The sequence below is a fragment of the Rhodopseudomonas pentothenatexigens genome (genome assembly GCF_900218015.1).
In the GTDB taxonomy this organism is placed as follows: Bacteria; Pseudomonadota; Alphaproteobacteria; order Rhizobiales; family Xanthobacteraceae; genus Rhodopseudomonas; species Rhodopseudomonas pentothenatexigens.
This window is the reverse complement of sequence record NZ_UFQQ01000031.1, coordinates 22,589-44,688: the sequence shown is the minus strand read 5'-3', so window position 1 is coordinate 44,688 and position 22,100 is coordinate 22,589. Positions and strand designations below refer to the sequence as shown.

At 55.4% G+C, this 22,100-nt stretch carries 19 protein-coding genes; 7 read left to right on the top strand and 12 right to left on the bottom strand.

Annotated elements, in window-relative coordinates:
• Window positions 1-3: 3 nt before the first annotated feature.
• Window positions 4-354 carry a DUF2958 domain-containing protein gene (locus DWA33_RS21605; RefSeq protein WP_114360566.1) on the bottom strand — a complete coding sequence of 117 codons (351 nt, stop codon included), beginning with the start codon at window positions 352-354 and terminating at the stop codon, window positions 4-6.
• A 420-nt stretch (window positions 355-774) separates the two neighbouring features.
• Between DWA33_RS21605 and DWA33_RS21600 the strand changes: the two genes are divergently transcribed.
• Window positions 775-1,047 (top strand): DNA -binding domain-containing protein, encoded by a 273-nt coding sequence (locus DWA33_RS21600; protein ID WP_114360565.1) that lies wholly within the window; start codon window positions 775-777, stop codon window positions 1,045-1,047.
• Window positions 1,048-1,068: 21 nt separating this feature from the next.
• Here the strand turns inward: DWA33_RS21600 and DWA33_RS25020 are convergent, their stop codons facing one another.
• Together DWA33_RS25020 and DWA33_RS25015 are read right to left on the bottom strand one after the other, a co-directional pair.
• On the bottom strand, window positions 1,069-1,314 hold the full coding sequence (locus tag DWA33_RS25020) for a hypothetical protein (RefSeq protein ID WP_147270291.1): 246 nt from the start codon (window positions 1,312-1,314) through the stop codon (window positions 1,069-1,071).
• Window positions 1,315-1,639: 325 nt separating this feature from the next.
• Window positions 1,640-3,274: a hypothetical protein gene (locus DWA33_RS25015; protein ID WP_147270290.1), complete on the bottom strand. Its 1,635-nt coding sequence runs from the start codon at window positions 3,272-3,274 to the stop codon at window positions 1,640-1,642.
• 71 nt (window positions 3,275-3,345) lie between these two features.
• On the opposite strand from DWA33_RS25015, the gene DWA33_RS25305 reads away from it, so the two are divergent.
• The 6 genes from DWA33_RS25305 (at window position 3,346) to DWA33_RS21570 (ending at window position 9,663) form a co-directional block, all read left to right on the top strand.
• The gene (locus tag DWA33_RS25305; RefSeq protein WP_167443257.1) at window positions 3,346-3,516 is read left to right on the top strand and encodes a hypothetical protein; all 171 of its coding nucleotides are present in this window, start codon (window positions 3,346-3,348) and stop codon (window positions 3,514-3,516) included.
• Between the two features lie 319 nt (window positions 3,517-3,835).
• A complete protein-coding gene (locus DWA33_RS21585; RefSeq protein WP_147270289.1) occupies window positions 3,836-4,255 on the top strand; it encodes a hypothetical protein in 420 nt (139 codons plus the stop codon).
• Window positions 4,256-4,440: 185 nt separating this feature from the next.
• Window positions 4,441-4,959 (top strand): hypothetical protein, encoded by a 519-nt coding sequence (locus DWA33_RS25010; protein ID WP_147270288.1) that lies wholly within the window; start codon window positions 4,441-4,443, stop codon window positions 4,957-4,959.
• A gap of 253 nt (window positions 4,960-5,212) precedes the next feature.
• Window positions 5,213-5,665, top strand: coding sequence for a hypothetical protein (locus tag DWA33_RS21580; RefSeq protein WP_147270286.1), 453 nt, complete (start codon window positions 5,213-5,215; stop codon window positions 5,663-5,665).
• Between the two features lie 208 nt (window positions 5,666-5,873).
• Complete coding sequence (locus DWA33_RS21575; protein WP_114360560.1) at window positions 5,874-7,937, top strand: ATP-dependent nuclease; 2,064 nt, start codon at window positions 5,874-5,876, stop codon at window positions 7,935-7,937.
• Window positions 7,930-9,663 (top strand): UvrD-helicase domain-containing protein, encoded by a 1,734-nt coding sequence (locus tag DWA33_RS21570; protein ID WP_114360559.1) that lies wholly within the window; start codon window positions 7,930-7,932, stop codon window positions 9,661-9,663. Before DWA33_RS21575 ends, DWA33_RS21570 begins: the two co-directional genes overlap by 8 nt.
• A gap of 67 nt (window positions 9,664-9,730) precedes the next feature.
• Here DWA33_RS21570 and DWA33_RS21565 read toward each other — a convergent pair whose 3' ends face one another.
• The 9 genes from DWA33_RS21565 to DWA33_RS25300 form a co-directional block, all read right to left on the bottom strand.
• Window positions 9,731-10,159 carry a DUF6791 domain-containing protein gene (locus tag DWA33_RS21565; RefSeq protein WP_347337908.1) on the bottom strand — a complete coding sequence of 143 codons (429 nt, stop codon included), beginning with the start codon at window positions 10,157-10,159 and terminating at the stop codon, window positions 9,731-9,733.
• Window positions 10,107-12,398 carry an nSTAND3 domain-containing NTPase gene (locus tag DWA33_RS21560; RefSeq protein WP_114360557.1) on the bottom strand — a complete coding sequence of 764 codons (2,292 nt, stop codon included), beginning with the start codon at window positions 12,396-12,398 and terminating at the stop codon, window positions 10,107-10,109. The genes DWA33_RS21565 and DWA33_RS21560 overlap by 53 nt, the downstream gene beginning before the upstream one ends.
• Window positions 12,399-12,456: 58 nt before the next feature.
• Window positions 12,457-13,959: an argonaute/piwi family protein gene (locus DWA33_RS25005; protein ID WP_147270285.1), complete on the bottom strand. Its 1,503-nt coding sequence runs from the start codon at window positions 13,957-13,959 to the stop codon at window positions 12,457-12,459.
• Window positions 13,925-16,483, bottom strand: a complete 2,559-nt coding sequence (locus DWA33_RS21545; RefSeq protein ID WP_147270284.1) for an SIR2 family protein — start codon at window positions 16,481-16,483, stop codon at window positions 13,925-13,927. Before DWA33_RS21545 ends, DWA33_RS25005 begins: the two co-directional genes overlap by 35 nt.
• A 289-nt stretch (window positions 16,484-16,772) precedes the next feature.
• Window positions 16,773-17,510, bottom strand: coding sequence for an HNH endonuclease family protein (locus tag DWA33_RS25000; RefSeq protein ID WP_147270283.1), 738 nt, complete (start codon window positions 17,508-17,510; stop codon window positions 16,773-16,775).
• Between the two features lie 95 nt (window positions 17,511-17,605).
• Window positions 17,606-19,147: an AAA family ATPase gene (locus DWA33_RS21535; protein ID WP_167443255.1), complete on the bottom strand. Its 1,542-nt coding sequence runs from the start codon at window positions 19,145-19,147 to the stop codon at window positions 17,606-17,608.
• A 1,198-nt stretch (window positions 19,148-20,345) separates the two neighbouring features.
• The gene (locus DWA33_RS21530; protein ID WP_147270282.1) at window positions 20,346-20,867 is read right to left on the bottom strand and encodes a hypothetical protein; all 522 of its coding nucleotides are present in this window, start codon (window positions 20,865-20,867) and stop codon (window positions 20,346-20,348) included.
• Window positions 20,868-21,189: 322 nt separating this feature from the next.
• Window positions 21,190-21,459 (bottom strand): hypothetical protein, encoded by a 270-nt coding sequence (locus DWA33_RS21525; RefSeq protein ID WP_114360550.1) that lies wholly within the window; start codon window positions 21,457-21,459, stop codon window positions 21,190-21,192.
• 65 nt (window positions 21,460-21,524) lie between these two features.
• Entirely contained in the window at window positions 21,525-22,094 is a 570-nt protein-coding gene (locus DWA33_RS25300; RefSeq protein ID WP_167443254.1) for a papain-like cysteine protease family protein, read from the bottom strand.
• Between the last annotated feature and the right edge of the window lie 6 nt (window positions 22,095-22,100).

Below are 22,100 nucleotides of genomic sequence, written 5' to 3'. Positions count from 1 at the left end.
CCCTCAAGCGATGATGCGTTGGGCGGCGCGGGCCTCGTCGGCATAGGCCGAAAGGGTCTTGTCCGCCGAGAAATGCAAATCGCGCTCGATGCGGAGCCCACCGGGGCCGCTAACGCTCTGGACTTCCGAAAGGGAGACAGAGCCGAGTTCGGGGCAGCCAAAGCCGAGATCACAGAGACCAAACGCGATGTCCGGGCATTCGGGATCGAGTTCGGTGAGCAGCCACGTTGCGCCGCCCCAAGGGCAGAACAGTTTGACGACGGGGCGATAGTCGTTCGGACGTTCGGGGTGATCGGCGTTGTACCGGCCATTGGCCAGCATCCGGGCGGCTTGCTGTTCGGTAAGTAATTTCATGTCCCTGTCTCCTTGGGCTTGGGTTGCAGCTGCTGCTGCAACCCTGCCCGTCGGCGAGACCGGGGGTAGCAAGTGCAAGGAGGGTCCGGACGCGGCCCGCCGAGGGTCCGCACGAGGGGCCCCGTCTTCGGGGAGACGTGCGGATGCGGCGGGACGTGTCTGGATGCCTTGCGCGCGCGAGGGGCTGGCCCCTTAGGACTGCTTCACCTGGTCCATTCCTGCATCGCACGGCTCACCATGCGCGAGGGATGGACGCCCAAAGGGCCGGGACGCTTTGCGGCCCGGTTCACGACAGCCCGGTCCGCGTCAGCGGGCGCGCCACTTTCATCCTGATTGCAAAAGACCATTGTTGTGCCTCTGTTTGCCTTCAAGATGCGCCTGTGGCTGTTACGTTGCCTTCCTATTTCTGGAGGATGACCGGTGCCGAAACCTGAATTCGATCCAGCCGTCGATCCGCTGGCACCCTCGGTGCCGCGCCTGACGCCCTATGATGATCTTCACCGCATCACCTATCTGAGGCTGCTCGATGCCGACGCCGAAGGAGCCGACTGGCAGGAGGTCGCGCAAATCGTGCTTCACCTCGATCCGCAATCACAGCCCGATGTCGCGCGGTGTACCTATGACAGCCACCTCACCCGTGCGAAGTGGATGACGGAAGTCGGCTATCGCCACCTGTTGCGTGGAGGCATCTGAACGATGAACCAAAGGCGGAATTCACAACCCGCCGACGTGCTCAGCAAGACCCCACCATTGCTTGTTCGCGTTCGGAATATCGTCGTCCGCGACGGCACGCTGTTCGTGTCTTTCGAGGGGATGAACAGCTGGTACGCTGTCCCACCGCATCTCGAAACCATCATCCGGCAGGCAGCCGCTGACCGGACCGCGCTCGCCATCACGACAACTCCAAACGAGGTCGCGACGGCTGAGCAAACGAGTCAGGAGCATGGCCGATGCTGACACTGCTTCGTCTCCCGAAGACCGCCGAACGGAAGCGCAACTCCAAAACCTACACCGATTGGCGCGGCAGAACGCCTGATCGCATCCCGGGAGGGCTACATCTCATGGCCCGCGTGGTGGGACGGACGCCGCATGACGGTGCTTATCGACGTTCGCAAGTTGACACGGCTGGCCGGGCACCCCCGCCCCATGACGGAACGCCAGATCACGGCAGCACTAAAGATGCATAAAGAGATAATGGAAGAGCGTGTGCCATGGCGATGTAAGGATCAATTGTCTCCCCGACGATGTCCCTGTACTGCCCCATCCTTAAATCGCCCCTAGATCATTAGCTTTTCACGCAGGTGATAAACGGGTGCGAGATATTAGTTCCATTGATAATGACAGCATATGTTACTGTAACTGGCACAAATCCACTTGGACAATTGTTGCCAGATAGCACGTAGCCATCCATGTGACCGTTGTACACGCAGCTTCCCGTAAGCGTCGTTCCGTTGCATGCTACAGACGTTCCGGCATACGTCGCTGTTGTCCCCGAACAGATTCCCGCGCGAATTCCACACCACATGCCAGACTGAAATCCCGAACTCGGCGTCGCCCACGTATTGTCACCCCTCAGATAGGTGGATGAACTTGCCGTGCCGCTGCCGAGGCGCGCCGTGGGCACGGTGCCGCTGGCGATGTTGGTGGCGCTCAGGTTGGTGAGGGCCGATCCGTCGCCCGAATGCGCGCCGCTGAAGGTGGTGGCCGTGGCGGTGCCGATCACCTGCAACGTGGATGAGGGCGAAGCCGTGCCGATGCCGAGCTTCTTGCCGCTGTTGTCCCAATAGAGGGCAGCATCGCTGCTGAGCGTCGTGCCGTTCGAGAACTGCACGTGGCCCGATGATCCGCTGGCACCCGACGTGGCGGTGCCGGGAATCCATTTGCTGGAGGCCGTGTTGTAAACCAGCGCCTGACCGTTGGCGACGCCGCTCACGTTCACATCGGTGAGGCCGCCAAGGGTTGTCGAACCGCCTCCGCCGCCGCTGCCGTCAGTGAGCGAACTGGCCGTGACGTAACCATTTAAGATATTTCCGAAAGAGGTCGTGGCACAAGCATTCCCGTCACGAGCATCCGCGGCAACGGTATATGTTCCCGCGGGCAGGTTCACAAAGTCTGAACCATCGAGAGTTACGTAATTGGCTGAAGACGGGTGAAGACCCGAAGAGGTTGAGAAAACAGTCGTGTTTGACGCGTCCTTCAATGTCAACTGTAACCATGTCGCATTGCCGCTGTATTTATATCCTGACAAATGGCCGCGAACAAAATAGAGGCCGGTCGCGGGAATTGTCAGCGTGGCCGTTCCAGAAAAATTGCAGCCGCCGGACACACTCATGTTAGCAGGCAGATTGGCCGTATAGCTCGTGCCGATTGAAACAGAACCTCCGCTTCCAGTTGAGCCAACGGCAATCCACCCGCCGGAGGCCTTTACGTGAAGCTGGTTCAGATCGGTATCGAACACCATTAAGCCGGTGGCGGGGGAGGTGATGGCCGTCCTCTGCGTCGTCGTCATGCGCGGGGGCAGAAGCCCCTTCGTGGTGGAGGTCACATCAAGCAGCGCCGTGGCGGCGGGTGTTGCCGTGCCGATGCCGACCGAGCCCGTGCTGAAATAGATGTCGCTGCCCGTTATCCCCCACGATCCGCCAGAGGCCGGTGCATCCGCCGTACAGTTGATGATCGTGCCGTCGGTGGAGCACCACTTTCCATTCGTCAGCGTCCCCACATGCGGGTCTACCTCGGTGCCCATGCCAGAAGCCGCCATGCTCACCCAGTTCGTGCCGTTGCAGAACTGCATGACCTTGTGGTCGCCATTGTAAATGGCTTCGCCTTCTGGTCCTGCCGGATTGGTGCAAGCGGCGCTCAGTGGGCCGGTGGTCAGCAACGAAAGGGAAATGCAGGCGAGGAAGGCAAGGCGGCGGATCACGGTTTTCCGGGGGAAAGGGCTGCGGGAAGTCTGGGATACGGCAAGGGCGCAGCGGCACCGGAGACAATGCGATGCTTGCAATGCTTCATGTCGACCGGCTGTTTGCCGATTATTGCGGGGCAATCGCGGACCGAGCGTTCAGCCTGAACGATTCCGAAAGCGGGGGAGTTGCCAGGAAGCAAATGCGAGAGCGCGGCCGCGCAGAGGAGCGCAAGAACGGCAAAGCCTGCTATTACGTTTGATCGACGCACGCGCACATCCGAATCCCTTGGTGGCTGGGAGTTCGAAAATCGCACGAAGACGATTGCAGGGGCCTTTAGCCGTGAGGCTTGGACATACGCCACTGCCTCCCAGCCCTATGGGGTGGAGGCAGCGTTCGTGTCGGCAACGCTAAGTTCCGCTTCGTGAGAGGTTTCGACACCCCAAAAACGGCTGAGGCCGCTTTCATCGCGAGCATGCCGGATTGTTTTCCTATGGTCAACGGCGATTATTCAGCATCGCCTTGAGCCCCGGTTGCGGCTTGCTAAGCTGCTTGTCGATTCCTTTTTGAGAGGCTTCGGCATGGCACGCCCCATCATCCCGGAATTTGAACCAGAAGTCGTTCGCGCGGTGGCAGACAGGCGACATTTCGGCGCCCCCGAAACGGTCGCCACCACCACGATCAAGTCTCTGGAGGTTCATGGTGTCATGCTCAGCAGCCGCTGTGACAAGGCGGACGAATATCGAACGATGTCCCGAATGGTGGAAAGCGTGGACGCCCCGCTGCGCAGGATCATCAGCGACATCTGGTGCGATAGCAAGGCAAATGCCTGCTATTCGGTTACGCTGAACCCCTGCACCGCCAAAGACGCTCGCGTCATTGCCGATCAACTCGACGCCGCATGCATGAAACAGGGCGGCGGACACAACGGGATTAGTATTTCCGGCTCACAGGGCCATATTGAGGTCGATCCCCACTGGGCCGGTGACGAGCTTCTTTAGCCGCCGATGGTGAGATCAGCACTCCCACGAGGCGTCCGCCTCATACAAGCATGTGCTCTCACGACCTCATTCCGCATTCGGATGGTTTGATAACCATCGGAAAGAAGAGGACGTTTTCTAATCGCGGAAGAATTCTTTCTTTTGAAAGTAGTTTCGCTTGCGTGAGAGCCCGCAGATAGGCTGAATTGACCAACGTCAAATCGACTGCGGGCTTCGTTCCGCTTGTCGGCAATCACCCCCCGATCAATCCGCCACCCGGCGAGAAAGGCAGGAAGGTGATGGTCGAAGAAATCACAATATCGGATACCACGAGGCAAGATTGTCCGGTTGAGCAAGCAATCTCTACGCTTGTTCGCCCGCCGCCTTTGGCCGGAGACCTGTCCGGCGCGGATTGCTGTCGCGATGGAACCTGCCTTCAGGGACGCGGAATTCTGGCCTCGGCTAACAGACGGGGCGTAGCAACCTGCACCGTGCTGCCGGTTACGCCGCGCCCGCCCCGCGCCGACAAGCCCGCCACCGCCGACTTCCTTTGCAGACAGGGTGCAATGGCCCTTGCAGTTCGGCTGGAGCGATACTGGCACGAGCGCGGCTATCCGGCAGCCCGCTTCTGGGCCGAACCGATCGAAGAACGCTTCGGGAAGATCGGCACGAGCGAAATCTATCGCATCAAGAGCAATCTGCTGAACGGCCTGCCGCCGCGTTAGCGATGCAATTCCCTAACCTGCGTATTGAATTCATTCTTTACGGTCGGGATTGGCAAGCCGCGGGCTGGCCGCCCCTTGGACGATCGTTACTGGCTGCGGTCACCAACACTCTACACCTGGAAGCAGGCCTTTTGGGTTCAGTACCTGAACGAATGACCATCTCCCGACGCAACGCCTGACGGGCATCGGCTGAATTGTGATTGGCCCCGCATTGCCGATGCCATCCCCCGTCGCGCCAACGCTCGAACAGGTCATGGGTCCGGACCGCATGGTGTGGCTGGAAACCCTGTTCCGCGCCAAATGCCCGCCTCTGCTGGACGACGCTCTGGAGGAGGCGCTGTTTGATAGCCCTGGACGTTTTCGGGCGTCACCTGCCTTCCGGGCGGGCATGGAGAAGTTGCTCAACGACGGTACGCCGTTAGAAATGCTCGTCGATTCCTCTGATACCGGCGTCGTCACATTGCCTGGCGGCCGGCTCGTTGATGAAAATTACCCGGACCGCTCCATCGCGTTCGTGATGCGCAAGGCGGGCGTGCTGCCGCCTTCACTCACCTGCGCGTTTGCCGATACAGCTCCAGCCCCCCAGTCGCCTCTGCTCTGGCGCTGGTGGACCGGCGATGGCTTGTGGATAGCAGGATGGGCCACTCCCTCCCCTCCTCGGCTCCAGCGACGTCCGGAAAGGGAATGGCCTGCGCTGAATATCTAAATCGAGTCGAAGCAACCAGCCAAGTGTGACGGTAAATTGTTGCTTCACTGTACTCGCATGCACAACATTAGCTGCCATTTAATCGACTAATACACAGGGGTGCACGCCGAGACTGGTTGAAACATTTCGCGTTCCGGTTGTACCCTAGCTTCCAGCCAATGGAGCGAGGCAACTCTCTTAAAACTAGCCGCTCCGTTTGGGGGGCAGAGTGTATATCTACCGCGCGACGATAAAGAACTTCCGGCTCTTGGCGGATGTTGAACTAGTTTTCGAAGAGAGAACCACCGTCATCGTAGGACGCAACAACAGTGGTAAAACGTCGCTCTCCGAAGTGATGCGCCGCTTCCTCGACGAAGGCCCTACCACTTTCCAACTCGAAGACTTCTCCAGTTCCTGCTACGATAATTTTTGCGAAGCACGCAATGCCTTCATGGAGGGCAAGGATGAGGCAACCATCAGACCTCTCTTGCCAGCTATAGAACTCAATCTGGTATGTCGATATGATCCGGCCCAGCTAGAACTGGGGCCGCTCGCTCCATTCGTTGTAGATCTTGATCCGACTTGCGCCGATGCAAGCATCTTACTGCGATACGAACTGAAGGACGGTGCCATCAAGACCTTCTTCGATGCACTGGCCAGCGGCGACCTAGATGCCGAAGCACGGCTAACGTTTTTCCGCACGCTTCGCGAGCGCATTCCGAGTTGCTACGCCCTCAAGACTTTAGCGCAAGATCCAAACGATCCCGATAACCAACGTCTTCTTACTGCCGCCGCCCTCCGCAATCTTGTAAAGACTGGTTTCATCAACGCTCAACGCGGCCTCGATGACGTCACGACACGCGAGTCCGACGTGCTGGCGAAAGTACTGGAGGGACTCTTTACAACGGCCGCATCTCCGACCGCCGATACGGCCGATCGCCTGATTGCTGAGGCCCTTACTACGGCTGTCAACGATATCCAGAACCAAATCGACACTAATTTCAGCGATCAGCTAAAGGGTCTCATGCCAACACTGCAAAGCTTCGGATATCCGGGGCTTGGAGGGCAAGAAATCAGAACCGAGACTACGCTCAACATCAAATCGCTTCTGTCGAATTTCACCAAGGTTCGGTACGCGGGATACGGCGGCGTTCCCCTGCCTGAGTCCTACAACGGCCTGGGTGTCCGCAATCTGATTTTTATTCTTCTGCAACTCGTCGGCTTCTACCGAGCATTCCGGGCCGAAACGGTATCGCCGGGGATGCATATGATTTTCATCGAGGAACCCGAGGCACATCTTCACCCTCAAATGCAAGAGGTCTTCATCCGTCAACTTGACAAAATTGCACAGCAATTAGCCCACAGCGCGGATGATGGCGGCGTTTGGCCGGTTCAGTTTGTGGTATCGACCCATTCATCACACATAGCGAATGCATCAGGATTCGAGAGCATTCGCTATTTTCTTGGCACTGATGTCCCAGGTGCGAATTCAGGGATACGTCAGGCACGCATCAAGGATTTACGTCAAGGCCTCACCGGCACTTCCGCATCGGACCGAAAATTTCTTCATCAATATCTTACACTCACTCGATGCGACCTCTTCTTTGCCGATAAGGCCATCCTTGTGGAAGGCCTTAGCGAACGGCTTCTTCTTCCCGTCATGATCGAAAAGCTCGAAGCTGCCGATGCAACATCGCCCAAGCTTTCCACGCAGTACGTTACAGTGCTGGAGGTCGGCGGCGCCTATGCCCACTTATTTCTTCCATTGCTCGATTTTCTCGAACTGCGGTCCCTGATCATCACGGATTTAGACTCGGTTACTGTCGCGGGAGGCACCGCCTGTGCAGTTCACGAAGGCTCGACGACAAGCAACGCCTGCCTTAAAGCTTGGTTTTCAGACGATGCTCCGCTCGCACTGACGGCGCTTTCCGCCAAGCTCGATACAGACAAGGCGAAGGGCCGCCATCGGATCGCCTATCAGTGTCCAGAGGCCGTGAACGGTCCCTGTGGCCGGACCTTTGAAGATGCTTTCATTCTTGCCAACGCAACCCAATTCGGATTGGCAGGACCGACACCGCAAGAACAAGAGCTTTCGGCCCGACAATTGGCAGGTTCGTTCAAAAAGTCCGAATTCGCTCTTAAGTACGCAATAGAAGAGCGAAACTGGAATGCTCCCAAATACATACTCGACGGGGTACGCTGGCTAGCCGGCGGCAACCCGGCCGGACCTGACCCAGCGCTTGCCCTTGCGATTGCAGCCATAGCATCCAGCGACGAGCAGCAAAATGCCTGAAACGGAATCGCCTGCATCGTTTGCAAGCCGACAGGCGCTTGAAAGCATGTATGCATGCCTTGAAGGAGGCCAGAGCTTCCGGCTTGAGGCCGGGGCTGGCGCGGGTAAGACATATTCGCTTGTCAAGGCACTTACCTTTCTGATCGAGAGACACAGGCGGTCACTTCCGCGGCGTAATCAGCAGATCGCGTGCATCACATTTACGAATGTCGCAAAAGACGAGATCGAGTCACGCACTGATCGCAGTCCGATTATCTATTGCGAGACAAACCACGCATTTTGCTGGTCGCTGATTCAAGGCTTTCAAAAGCAACTTAGACTGCTCGTTCAACAAATGCCCGCGTGGCAAGATCGGATTGCGGAGTTTGGCGATCTGGGAGATCGCAGTATCGAGTACAGTTTAGGTCATCGATCCATCAAAGAGAAGCAGGTCTCCCTACATCACGACGATATTCTACCACTCACAATTGAATTGATGGCCAACAGCAAATTCAGGAAGCTAATGGCCGATCGGTTTCCGATCATACTCATCGACGAGTATCAGGACACAGACGCCAACTGGATCGCCGCTATCAAGGAACATTTCCTGGGGAAGGCTGGCGCGCCGCTTTTTGGATTCTTCGGTGATCATTGGCAGAAGATTTATGGGAATGGATGCGGAAGCATCGAGCACCCTGCTGTCAAAGAGATCGGAAAGAAGGCAAACTTTCGATCGGTAAGCACGATCGTCGATTGTCTAAACAGAATTCGCCCTGAGCTGCCGCAGTTCGTGGAAAACCCCGAAGACGTGGGAGACGTCAGGGTCATTCACAGCAATGCATGGAGCGGACCTCGCCAAACGGGCGCGCATTGGGGTGGCGATCTGCCCTCCGAAATCGCTCATAGCTTTCTCGAACGAGCAAAAGGCGCGCTTTCCGAAAGCGGATGGGATTTTTCACCAGAGAAGACGAAAATTCTGATGCTTACGCACCGTTCTCTGGCCACCGAGCAAGGGTATCCAACTCTGCCAAGCACGTTCCGATACAACGAAGCGTTCACGAAGAAGGAGCATCCCCTTGTTGCCTTCCTTGTTGACGTACTTGAGCCTGCGGCAGAAGCGTTCTCGGAGAAGCGGTACGGCGCGATGTTTGCAGCTCTCGGGGGCGCGGTCCCGCTCGTTCGCAAAAGGTCCGACAAGGTCGCGTGGTTTGGCGCAATGAATTCCTTGAACGAGATTCGTCAGCACGGGACCGTTGGACAGGTCGTCGATCATCTGCGAACGACAAGGCATCCAAGGCTGCCGGACGGGATAGTCGAACGGGACGACGAGGCAAAATCATTCGATCCGACGTCGGCTACTGAAGCGGCTCCCGCTTTGATCGAGTGGATGAAGTTTCGTGATGTTCCGTATGTCGAGGTCAAGGCCTTGCGCAAGTATCTCGACGGCCACTCCCCATTTGAGACGAAACACGGTGTAAAGGGAGCCGAATTCGAGAACGTGCTGGTGGTAATTGGTCGGGGATGGAACCAATACAATTTTGGGGAGATGCTGGAGCTAGCCGGGACGGGACAAGTACCAGCGGCGAAAGCGGCAATGTTTGAGCGAAATCGCAATCTATTCTATGTCGCCTGTTCCAGGCCTCGGAGACGCCTAGCGCTTCTTTTTACTCAAAAGCTGTCGGACACCGCCTTGGGTACGTTGGCAAACTGGTTCGGGGCCAATTCACTTCGGGCGGCATCGTTCTAAGAACCCCAACAAGCATGACACTTGCGATGGAAGCGTGCCGCACGGCATACGCCCCAGAGCCCTTTGATCACATCGGCAGTTTCACATCCTGCGGTGTGACGGCATAGTCCACCATTTGCCCGCCCACGATCAGCTTGTTCGAGAACTGGCGCTGAACCACTACGTCTGCGGAAGCCGGGTTAAGTGAAATGACCGCCTCTCCTCCGCCACCGATATTGGTGATCTTGCTTCCATCAATATCGTAGGGGTGCGATCCGGCAAAGTAGACCTGATGATTCTGCTGCTTCACCGTTTCCGGTGTAACGTAAACAAGCGCCGTGACAAACGCACCCCACTGAAGCGCAAGGTTCGAATTTAAATAGGTGATATCGCGGACGATAAGATAGCTAGTGCTATCCACGGCGACCGCGTAGCCGGATCGAATTATTACGAGCCCATTGCGATCAACGGAGGCCGTAAACAAGGGGTGCGAACAGATCTTCAAGAGCCTGATCATCAAACTTGTCACTCTCACGTCGGATGCTTGCAGGAAACGTTGGCGATTCCGCAGCACTTGATACCTCTTCAATCTCGGACTTCTTAAGCTCAATAGTCGCCACAGCACGTACCAACACGTCGTCTTTGACTCCGACGAGCGGTGCGAACCGTCGTATTGCCTTAATGTGGTCGTCTAGCGTGCTTTCGTTATCTACGTCTTCGATTAACGAATCCAAGCGCTCGAACTGCGCGCGCATGGCATCGCTTAAAGCCGTTCTGACTCGATCGCCAAGAACCTGTTCATAACCCTCCATCGAGTCCAGAATGCTATCCAAGTCGTCCGGGACGATGTAGCCGTTTAACATTGTGACAAGCTGATCTTCGATCGCTGTTCGAAGCTTTTCGGCACCCTTCAGAGAGCCATACTCCGCGCCATCCTGAAGGCGAATGATAAGAGAAACGAGCCTCTGCCCATCACGCCACGCATCGAAGCGTCGGGAGGGATTGGCGGCTATTTCAGTTGCAATCTGCACAAACACGGCATTGTCGCTCTCTTTAGACCACTCCAGCAACAATTCGATGCGGCCGCCAAAGCTAAGATCATAGTAGGACCATACCCCTTCACGATCCTCGTTTTTCTTCATCTCAGGCAATATCGTGAAGCGACGAGCGACTGAAATGAACGCCGTATAACCGCGCTTACAGGATGTCTCTCGCCAAAGACGTTTCGCTTTGATGTGGTCTGAAACTCGTTTTGACCAGTCGGCCTTTTGGGCTGCCTCTGCAAGGTCTTCAACAAGCTCGGGACTATCGATGTAATCCGTGAGGAAGTCCCTCAATGAGGGATTTATGAATGTCACGGTCTTGCCATTGATGTTTATGTATCCACCTTCGAGTATTCTGACCGCCTCCTCGAAATCCTTCGGCCCGTGGGGCGTGGAATACTTTGATGCCAGCAGCTGGTGCAGGGCATCGAACGCTACCCGCAGTTCATCGAGCGAGACACCGTAATCTGAACAGAAAAAGAGAGCGTATAGTAGGTGGCGGCACATTTCTGGAATGTGCTTGCGAAATGAGACATCCCAAATGCGGCTAGGATTGTCGAGCGCCTTGAGGAATTCCGCACCGTAACTAGCTGGTGTCACGTCGCGCATTTGAGGCCCGTCAGTCATGGCCTCGATAATGCGAGGATTATAATTCTTGTGGTCTACAATCAGTGGAACTGCATGAGACTGCCACAGCGCAACAATGTGCTCCTGCGAAACGCCTGAGATCGCCAAGTGATTATACAGTATGCGAGCTCTAATCCGTCGCGTGTACACCCCCACATCCAGCACATATTTCGCGATATCTAGCCTTTGGTCTGCGAGGTGTTCTGAAATTCTTCGTGCCTCTTCAAAAATTGGAGCGCGCGTCGTCAACACAAACCTTGCATTGCTTGACGCGCGAACGCGTTTCAAGAAGCGCGTTAAATCGGAATCATTCGAGGCCAACGCTCGCGTATCAAGAGCCGCAGTTCCTAGAAAATCATCAAAAAAGAAAATCTGCTTTGTTCTGTCATCCAGTTTCGCAAATCCGTCGTTCAGACTACGAATTGCGACGTAAGTCCATCCATCGGATATGTATGCGTAAGAAAGCATTTCGGCCAATGTTGTCTTCCCAACGCCTGGTGGCCCTGAAATAATAACTACGTGGCCTTGCTCGAGCTTGTCCCGGGCGGCAGTAAAGCTTGGATTTGGCGCGTAGACCTTGAGTTTCGATTCAATCTCCTCTCTCGTGACCACAGTGAATGCGTGAGCCGCAGCATGAACAATTCGTTCGAGCACAGCGGTGCCAGATAGCCATAGTTTGAGATTCGCCTTTGCGATCTCCGGAAACTTACGAAGGAGATCGTTTATCTCAGTTGGACCGAAAATGTCGGCCTGTGACTGCAACCATGGACCAATCTCCCTTGCGAGCGACGCCTTGTTTGCTGGTGTAAGCGCTCTGCTTGTTGCGAGTAGATAGCGGCTCGGCTTCAACACATCGATACACGGACGGGATTTAGCCATTGCACTCTTCAGCGCAGAAAATGGCGATCCCGCATAATGCTTTGCTTGTAATATAGTCAGCTTGTCTGCGGTTGCATGCCGCCCATCGATGCCCCCATCGGGCCCCGCGCTAAAACCTTCGAATCGGACTCCCGTTTCTTGACCTAGAAGATCCCTCGCCAAGTCTTCAAAATCAGCATGTGACAGATTTTCGAATGAGTAAGCCATTTAGCACCAATCACATCTGCATCCCAGCAGACGACGCGACTCTGCGGTCCAAAATCGTTCATATATAAAATCGATAAGATGGCTTAGGCGTCGCATTGTCCGACAACTCGCACATCAGTTCGCCGACCCGCCGCGCGAACAAGAGGGTAATGGGAAGACGTGCGATGCCGTCGCTCGAATTCCAATTCATCTTGGTCAGGGTGAGGATTTCTTTCGAGCGCTCCTTCATGTTCGTGGGAAGGGCACTTCCGATCTCAACGGGAGCGGGAATATGCATCCCGGGATACTCGTTCCACCACGGCACATAACCGCCCGTGAAAAGATATGATTGATCCATAAGCGTGCAGAGTGTTCCACGCCACGGCTCTTCAAAGCCTTTTCGAACCATTCGGAACGGGGTGGAGCGTATCCACACGTAATCAACCGTCGACACCCGGCTCTTCGCCGCCTTCTTGAACCCGTCGAGCTCTTCTGGCTGGAAACCTGTTGTCTTATGAATTACGACGCGGTCTGGCATGACGCCTGCGCGGTCGTGGTACTGATTTAGGACATCCTCAAGCAAACCCATCGCCTGCCCTTCGTTCAGGTAAGGCTGGCGGTCGCGGCGTTGGTCATGATCGATGTTGGACCCTTTCAAAGCAAAGGGCTGAACATCTGTCGAGTAAGCCTGAGCCACGCTTGCGTAGACTAGATGTCCGCTCCGCTTCTTCATATGGTGGAACGACACTCCAACGAAACAAACGTTTTTTGGAAGGTCGGTCGGTCGCCAAGGAATGCCGCGAGCTTTGTAGTAAAGGCATGTCGCAAAATTCCATGCACGTGTGGCGTGACTCTGTCCCTTGTCGTCGGGGCGATCCAGGGTGTCACGACGGAGAATCTGGATGGGTATGGCTTCATCGTGAACCATGGTCCGCGCTTTGATAGCACGGTAAAATGTACGGAAAAGCAAGTCATCCGCCATCGTATAGAGTGCTTCAGCCGCCTTCAGTTCGTCGGGGGACGGCTGGAACAATGCGAGCTGGTCGCTCTCCTCCTCCGCACGCAACACCTCCAGCGCCTTGCGCTCCTCCGGAGTAAGACCGGGATTCGCCACGCGAAGATCGCCGAGCTCAGGCTTAATACAAACCACGATACAATCAGGCGCATCGTCGCCGAAAAGGCTACTGACCCGACCATCGAAGAGCTCAACAAGTTCATTGAAAGATTTTCCGGTCAAGGCATCCTTGAAAAGCGTGTTGTATATACCTGGTTCGACTGGTCGCTCGAATTGTTGGTCGATAAAAAAATTGCAATTCAGTGCCGCTTCCAGCCCTGGCCAATCCCGGAAGCGGTTGGAATTTCCTTCGAAAGCGGGCAGAAAATGTGTGAGGCGGTTTAGCCAAGCACGCGCGGCCTCGATATCATCGGGCAGACCCACGAGGCCAAGTCGGATCGTTCGCAAACCGCGATTGTCGACGGGGCCATTCGTGCTAAGACCACGACGCGGGTCAACGTCGCGTGTAGCATTGGCAAATTCGAGTTCGGGTTCAGGCAGTACGTCGATCTTGAGTGGCAAAGCCATCGGCCAATCCTCCTTCCTGAACATCGAGGGTAAAAAATCTCCCTTCAATCAGAAGATCGTCGACGAAGCGGTTGCCGATGTTGATGACCTGAGATCCTTGCGAAAGAAAGCGTGCCCAAAACGAGAGATCGCTCTCCACATTGGCATTGCGATCAAACTTAATACGGCGGGTCGCTTTGCTCGTGCGCATATAGCCCGGCAACGGGGTGACGCCGTCGCGCTTTGCAAACATGTAAAATGGCTTGATACGGATTCCCCAGACGTTGGCTTGTCTGACGACTTCGTAGCCAAACCCTTCGCATTCGAACCACGCCCTGTGATCTTCACCGCGGCGCTTCACCACGTCGCGGCGCACCCCCCTCCGATTTGGCGTGTCGTAGATGATCGTGCGGTTACCTCCCTTAAGCGCAGTGAAGTAAGCACGCCTTGCAGGATGGCCGTTCTTGTCTTTCTCTATGATAAGCCCCCGCGCTTCGAACAGTCTGAGGTGATCCTCGAAGTGTCGGCGGGTCAACCACGAAAACTTTGCTTGCAGAACGCGGTCATTTTCGACTTCGCACAACGGGATCTTCCGTGCTGGACCTTTGGCGACCGGAGCGAACAGGGTGTTCACTAATACCTCAGGCATAAAGCTCCAAAGGTCGCCAGTCCGCCACTCAAAAACGAATGTACCGGCCTCGGCAAGCGGCACTTTCTTCTCGAGCTCATCCCAGCGAGTGACATTGAGTACGATATGTGTGATTGCTTGAGGGGTCGCAACAAACGGCAGAAGGTTCAGAACGTAAGTACCGACGGGGCGTGTATCCTTCGCGACCGTCGTAGATCCGGCAGAGGCTTCGATGCGAAACAATTGCGCTACAAAGCTATCTTGTCCCGGCGGATAAGCGAAGGTAGCGGCACCTCCCAATTCGGCAGCCAATTCGCATGTGTCGGTAAGGCCCGTCCCCGCCCGTTCCATGGCGCTGATGCCAAAGAATACGTCGCACAATGCACGGTTGCGCAGGTCACTGAACTGCGGCACCGGCGCGAACACCCCGTCCGGCCCCAGCCTAAGGCGACCTGCCGCCGCAGGAAGAGTAGCGCCCGGGTTTACGAAACGAACCGAGTGGTTAGGAACGACATTAATCTGCGATGGTTTTGCGATTGAATAGTCGCGGTGGACAATCATATTGACAAGGAGCTCAACCAACGAGCGCTCGGAGTAAGCGGTACGGGTCTCGTGCTGACGACGCCCTTTGACCTTGATAGATGGATTGACCTGCTCCTGCTCAAACCATTCCAGCACGGCCTTGTACTGACCGATTAGGTTGCCCGCAAAGATGCGTCGCTTCTTATCGGCGACGGTCGCTGCAATCACGCTATGGGGGAAAAAGCGCCCAGGAGCTCGTCCGAACAATAGCACGCACGCAGCGCTGGGGCTTTCCTGGCCCTTCGCGCCGATCAAAAGGCCCAGCTCGCGCATCAGAGGCTTCAATTGCATTGAATCGATAGCACCACGCTCCAATTTGGCGCAGTATTGCCGCAAAGTCGTTAGGGCAAGATCAGCATCAATATCGGCCCACGTGGCATCGGTAATGGGCTGATCGTCGAACTGCTTGGCTGGCGCATCGGCAGAAGGCAGACTGAAGCGCTGCAAGCCAGCCATTTCGCGGTTCAGGTCACAGAACAACTCATCAAAGCCATCGATCTCTAGGTATTGGAAGTTTTGGCCAAGACGCTGCGCCAAAGCATCAACGTTCGGATGTGCTTTGTCGCCTGCGCGGTGGCACCAAAAGACTCCATGCCGGAATTTGAGTCCGGTGTCTGGCCCGAGCAGCGAACTGGTGATTGATGGTTCGGCTCCCCGATAGCCGACAACCACAAGCGGCGTTGACTCAAGAAGCGGGATGAGTTTCTGAACCAGCGCAGGATCAAGGACCTGCGTTTCGCTGATCAAGTTACGGTCGGTGTATTGCTCGGTCTTGCCGTGGAGCCATACGATCTGCGCCCGAGCAAATGGAGAAAATTCATTGAAGTCACCCGATGCGCGATTGACCTCCGCAACATGCCGGATGTGCGGCTGTTTATCGTTCAAAGCTTTGGGAAGACAAATATCGAAGTTGGTGGTCAAGATGGTGCCAGCAAGGCCACGCAGCACTAGTTCCGCCATCGCCCGATAGCCGGGGCCAAGCTCTTGTTTCAACGAAACAAGGTCCATCAAAGCTGTACGGCGATATGCCTCTGGCCATAGCTCATGTTCGATGACGAGAGGGAAGTTTTCGGCCAGCCGTTCGTCACCGCGAACAAACCATTTCTGCCCTTGCAGCCACGCCGTCCACTCCGACATTTTGATCTGCTCGGGAAGGGTCTTGCCTCCCAAGACGCGGTCTCCGTAAGCCTGCTTTGCAAGTCTCTTTACGCCTTCGGCGGCAAGCGGAATTCCGGATGAAAAGGATGCTCCCGCGCCGAATAGAAAGGTCGGCCGAGCATCATTGTCCGGGTTTAAAAGCGAGCAAAGAAGCGCAACACTGCTGGCATGAGGCATTCTTTAAGGCTGGCCGATTCCACAGAACAGAACAAGTACAAAATTTCTACCGTGGATGGAAATCCACCGGGCTGTGAAAAGCCGCCCAAGAAGCCCTAAGTCATTGTATTCGATGTAATTTCGGCATGGTACAATTTGGGCCTCCGCCCCCGGGGTTATGAGCCTGAAGCGGTTACCGGCTGTTTCACTCCGCGCCAGATCTTTTTTCCGTCAGCCCCCTGCTAGACGGGCGTTCTAGGCACTTGATCAGCGTACTTAGTCAGCCAGAATGATTTGCAACCAAGCTGAGCTAGTTTCGATAATTGCCCGAGCAGTAATCCGCGTTTTCGGCTGCAGCAAAATAGGCGGCAGTCTCTAGTCGGTTTCCATGGAGCCGAAGAGAGCGCAGCCCGAGATCGTTGTAGTGCGCCGCCATTTGTGCTGCGTCGAATTGGCCAAGATGCTCATCGAGGATAGCCTCTAGCTCAACCAAAATAGTCGCGGAGGCCTCCTTGAACCGGCGGCCAAGTTGAAGTTCATAAAAATGATACGAGAGTCTATGGGCAATCGCTCCATGCTGAGACTCATCTAGCTCGACACGATAAGTTAGGACAGGACCGTTACCCAACGACTTCAACTCTGCAAATAGCCAGCGGATATCTTGTGGCAATCGATCAAAATAGGGATGAAGAAAGGTCCGATTTGCTCCATTAGGCTTTCGCTGAAGTTTGATATGATTACAAGGATGGCAAATTGGCACCAAATTGATTGGCAGAACATTCAAGTCAGGAAAGGCTCTTTGTGGGAGAAAATGGTCGAGCTCATAGACCTCACCGTCACCGCAATAAGGGCACCGGGCAATCGACGCTTTGATTTCGTCATACACGGCTCGGCCACTACCTTCCCGAGCGGCCATACGGCGGTCATACACTTTTGACAAACACCTTGCCTCATGAGTGGTGGCTGGCATTTTCTCAACTGTGTGCAATCGACCCGCTCTGGCTGCCGCACGATAGGTTTCACCAGCCGATACCACACGGTCGGTCATGCCCAGTAGCATATCCCGTATGTCCCTATTTCTAGTCTGCCTTACGCAGGCCTCATAGTGGTCGCGATGATCAATAGTGGGAGGAGCGACATATTTCATTCGTCGTCCTCTTTGATAGTAAAGGCTCTCGCAAGTGCACGCCCCTCGGCCCCCACCTGGTCTTTAAACTCTGAAATTACGACCTCAAATTCCCTTCCCTGCGAAGCATCGTTCAGTAGACGATAGAAGCCGCTTTCATGAACCTCCAATCCAAATATCTTCCGAGTCAACACACTAACGTTTTCAGCGAATGTCTCTTGGCTAGGCCTTCGAACGCGAATGCGCGAGCCAGAGCGAGATATAACTGAAACGCAACTCTTTGGTACTTCTTGAAGAACGACAGGCGAATGCGTGGCGACCACAGCGACGGCATTCTGAGATATTAAAAGTTCAGAAATCGCCCGGATGAACGACCCGAGAAGAGGTGGATGCAAATGCGTCTCCGGCTCGTCAATGAGCACGAATGATCTGTCGCTAACGACGTCCACTAGCTTGGCGATTGTAAGAAGAACAATCTTATGGCCGGAACTGAGTGAGGTGAAGTCTTCAAGTTGACCGGCGCCATCAAACGATGCTCCGAAGGCACCTTCGATAAACTCGTTGAGGCCAGGATCGGATTGTAGCACAGACAATGCCCGTCGCCACTGAGCCATTTTCTGTTGGGCACGAGTTGAGCCGCCTCCGGTTATATTTCTAAGGCATGCCCCGAACTCATCATCAAAGTCACTGGCCGTCTTAAGCTCGATCCGATCTTCAGCACTGTCTCCGAGCTCTGGCGTCTCCTTCCGCTTCTTAATGCCAACATAGTAATACGGAATAGACTCTTTCGACTCTCGCTTAGACCTAAACAGCGGATTGAATCGATCGAACGCGCTATATGATACGACCACGAGATTGAGAAATTCGTTCTCCTCGTCGTCTGAATCAAGAAAAGTGAATTCACCGCGCAATCCAATGCTTGCCGCACGATTATTTGAAAGCGCGTCGGCCATGCCAGCAAGTAAGCGAGTCTTCCCAACACCGTTCCGCCCAATAATTACGTGCACATTCGTCGGCGGCTTAGACCCGGGCTCAACGGAAAACCTACACGTCTCTTTTGCATCGTTAGCACCAGCCTCGAATTCGAACTCAAAATTATAGGGAGTTAGGGCCGTGTCGCCGTTCAATATCCGCGGAAAGTTCGTTTCGACGTCTCGTATTGAAACACTTCGAAGCAAAGATGTTTTCATGCCTTCTTCGTCTCGAAATGAGTGCCAGATATCTTTATTGGCAACACAATCACGGATTGCAATTAGGTATTCCGTTCTGAGAGCTTCATCCAGTTTGGATAGTGCTATATAGTACTCGCGACTCGTCCCCAGCGAGCACCAATCGTCGTCGAGTTGAGAAAAGCGATCGTCGAGAGGCACGCGCCCCCCCGTCATGCCGCGTTTCAAAATCTTGACACCTCCAAGATCTCGCCTGTCACCTGCAGCGTCTAAGAGAATTGAATCGAACGACGTTTTGAATGAAAAATCGTCCCAGTTGTCGTTTACGAGGTAGCAAGTCCCTTTGTGCGCACTGGTGCCAGGAAAATTTTCAACTCTTCGAAACCTCATCGTGATGCATTCCCTCAGACAGGTTGTACACCGAGGTTCGTTCATCTCGTGCGATAAATCAACGTCTACCGCTGAAGAGCTTACTGTTCGAAATTCTGATCCGGGTCATGTGAGTACTGGATCGGGTCGGACGTTTGATGTTGCAGAACTCGCGTTCGTCGTCTGGGTGAGCTGTCTGACCTCATCACGTGGCCGTAGCGGTCCATCGTGAGATTATCAGCGGCGGATCGAGGAAATTCTGCACCAGACTGACAGGGGGGCATCAACTTCAAGCGGAGCGCTGAATGAACGATTTGGCACGCGGCTGCTGAGTACTGCGCCGACTAGGTATCGGCGCGGGCAATCATTGAAGACGCCGGATACGAAAAGCTGACAAGTTCTGACTGAACCAATCTACGCCAGAGGCAGAGACTCCAGACCGTCTCGTTCAAACGCCCATCGAATGAGACCGCATGTATCGCTACTGCGGAGAGCGGACAGCCAAGACGATCTCTCGCAAGAAGGAAGGAGCAGCCGTCAGACCGTCCAACATCGCATCCAACAAACGCGCATCTTGCTTCAATGTCCGAGGGGAAGACACCTTCCAATAAGTTGTTGAACTTTCATCCGGAATACCCGATATTACCATTCTATCTTGTAACCTGAGGCTCTTCGGGAGCTACGCTTCGAGCGTGTCGGGTGCGCCACCCTAGGCTCACCCCTTCCGCCATAAACCGTTGATTGTATTTTACAAAATCTGTTTACGAGCGAACGCTCATTCTACAACCATAAAGCAAAAGTGCGTTTCATCCTGCAACAACGCTGCAACAATTTTTCTGTTGCAGGCACCTCTCTCCCCCTCTCCAAACAAGCCCATCGTCGCGCTCCGACAAGGAGGGGTGTCGGCCTTCTAGTCTAGGCAGCGCACTCACGATGACGACGCATCGGGTTTCTTGGCACCAGGGACCTGTCCCTATCCGTCGGCGGCAGTTACGTACACCGCATCACAGTTGAAGGTGGAATGCCCCGTCGGTGCCGCCGACCCGGCGCTCCGGAACAAGTAGCCGGTCCACTCCATTGCGGCGCTGTCCACATCTGGCGCGGTCAGTCCCGGCCCCCCATTGAAGACAGCGGCACCAGGATCTCGCAGCGGACTGCCCCACATTCCGCCCGACAGCGTAGCCCGCACTTAGAGGATATTCAGCCGTTCCGGACCAAATCAACCGTCGGGCAACGATACCGTATTGAGCTTCTGCTTCCAGCGCTGCAGGGGGAAATCCCCATCGCCGATGGCAACTCCGTACGTGCCGATGCACCAGACGGTAAACTGAATATCGCGACGCTTGAAGTTGTACGGCTTATCGTCGACCGCCCACTCCTTGAAGAGTTTGTACTGAGACGCACACACAGCCTTCCCGAACAGATCGGGTTTGAACTGGGGATAATACGACGCGGAATGGTTGCAGTCTGGTCGCCCCTGGCGTCGCTTGTTCTGTTCGATCTCGCGTTTCAAGGACCCGAACAAATACTTGACCACCTTCGGAATGCTGTTGATCCCGCCGATGATGATGTTCTCCAAAGCGATCGGTTCGACCCCCCGCTCCTGACACATGAACGTGTCGCTATTGTAGAGGGGAGCAAAATTCGGGCAACGCACCGCACACGTATCGGTCTGTGCCCACGCCTTGCCAGCGACCAGCATCACCAGCAGCACGACTGAACAGAAGTATTTGCCGCACATCGTCATCTCCTGCCGTGGTTCGACAACATCGATCGATCGGTGTACCGCCGACGGACCATCCTGATATCCAAATCGGATCGGGCGAATTCATTGTGATTTTCGTCGAGCCACCTCAAGACGGCTGCAAATGGGTCGGCCGAGACTCTTCCGTCGACATCAACCAGCCAAATCGTGGCTTGCCGGGCACTCGCCTGCGGCGATGGATTTCGCCGCCAGCAGAATGGTTACTCTCAACCAATAGGATGATCGACGCATAGAACGGTCACCTCTGACACCTCGGACGACCACGTCCCATCGTCGGAATATCGAACACCGAATCGGGCTAGCCGATCGGAAAACACTGTTTCGGAAAGTCGTACGAGAAAGGCGGCTTCTTCACTTCCCCGGCAAAACAGACGTTGTTGGGAGCCTCCAGCGTCAAGACCCCGACCAGCTTGATGCCGCTGCCGAGATCGATCGTCTGCTCGACGTCCTTTTTCGTTCTGAATGGCGTTGACAAGTTTAATCCGATCTCGGTGATTTCCACCGTTACGACGCCGGAGATCCACTCGCCCTCGATTTTGACATTGGTGATCCTGAGATGAACCGACATGACTTCCTCCTCTGATGAACGTGACAGTCGTTGCGACATTGCCGCCCGTGGCGCGCGGTTTCGGTTTAGGGGTTGTGCATGATCTGCAACGGCCAATTGGCCGAGCCTTCGTAAAGCTTGAGAAACTCCCGGAAGACCACGTCGTGCTTTTTGCCGTCCGCCGGGTCGATGTAGTTGACGATCGTCGCGCCGGGCGTGCCGTCGCCGTCCAATCCCGCGACGACGAGGGCGTGTATGAATCCCTGGGAAGGCGTGGCGTCGACCGTGATCGACAGAGGCCCCTTCGTGCGCAACAGCTCGGCCCATTTGGCAATGGTCGGATTGAGTCCGCGAACGACGACGAGGCCGATGGCCCGGTAGAATTCGGCCTCGTCAGCGGGAGGAATTCCAGAGTTTGTCGGCGGAAAACTGCTTCCGTAGATTTGCTCGAATCTCGGCCCGGCCACCTTGACCAGCGCCGCGATCGTCGAAGGCACCGGCGAACGCCAGTTCTTCAACATCGTCGCCGCCGCCGCCCAGCACGACATCGGTGAGGGCTGGGCAATGGGATCGACCTTGTGGAGGATCTTGATCGATTCGGCGCTTGCCACCGATGTCACGAGGCACAGCACCAAAGCGTAGTACGAACAGCGCATTTTCGG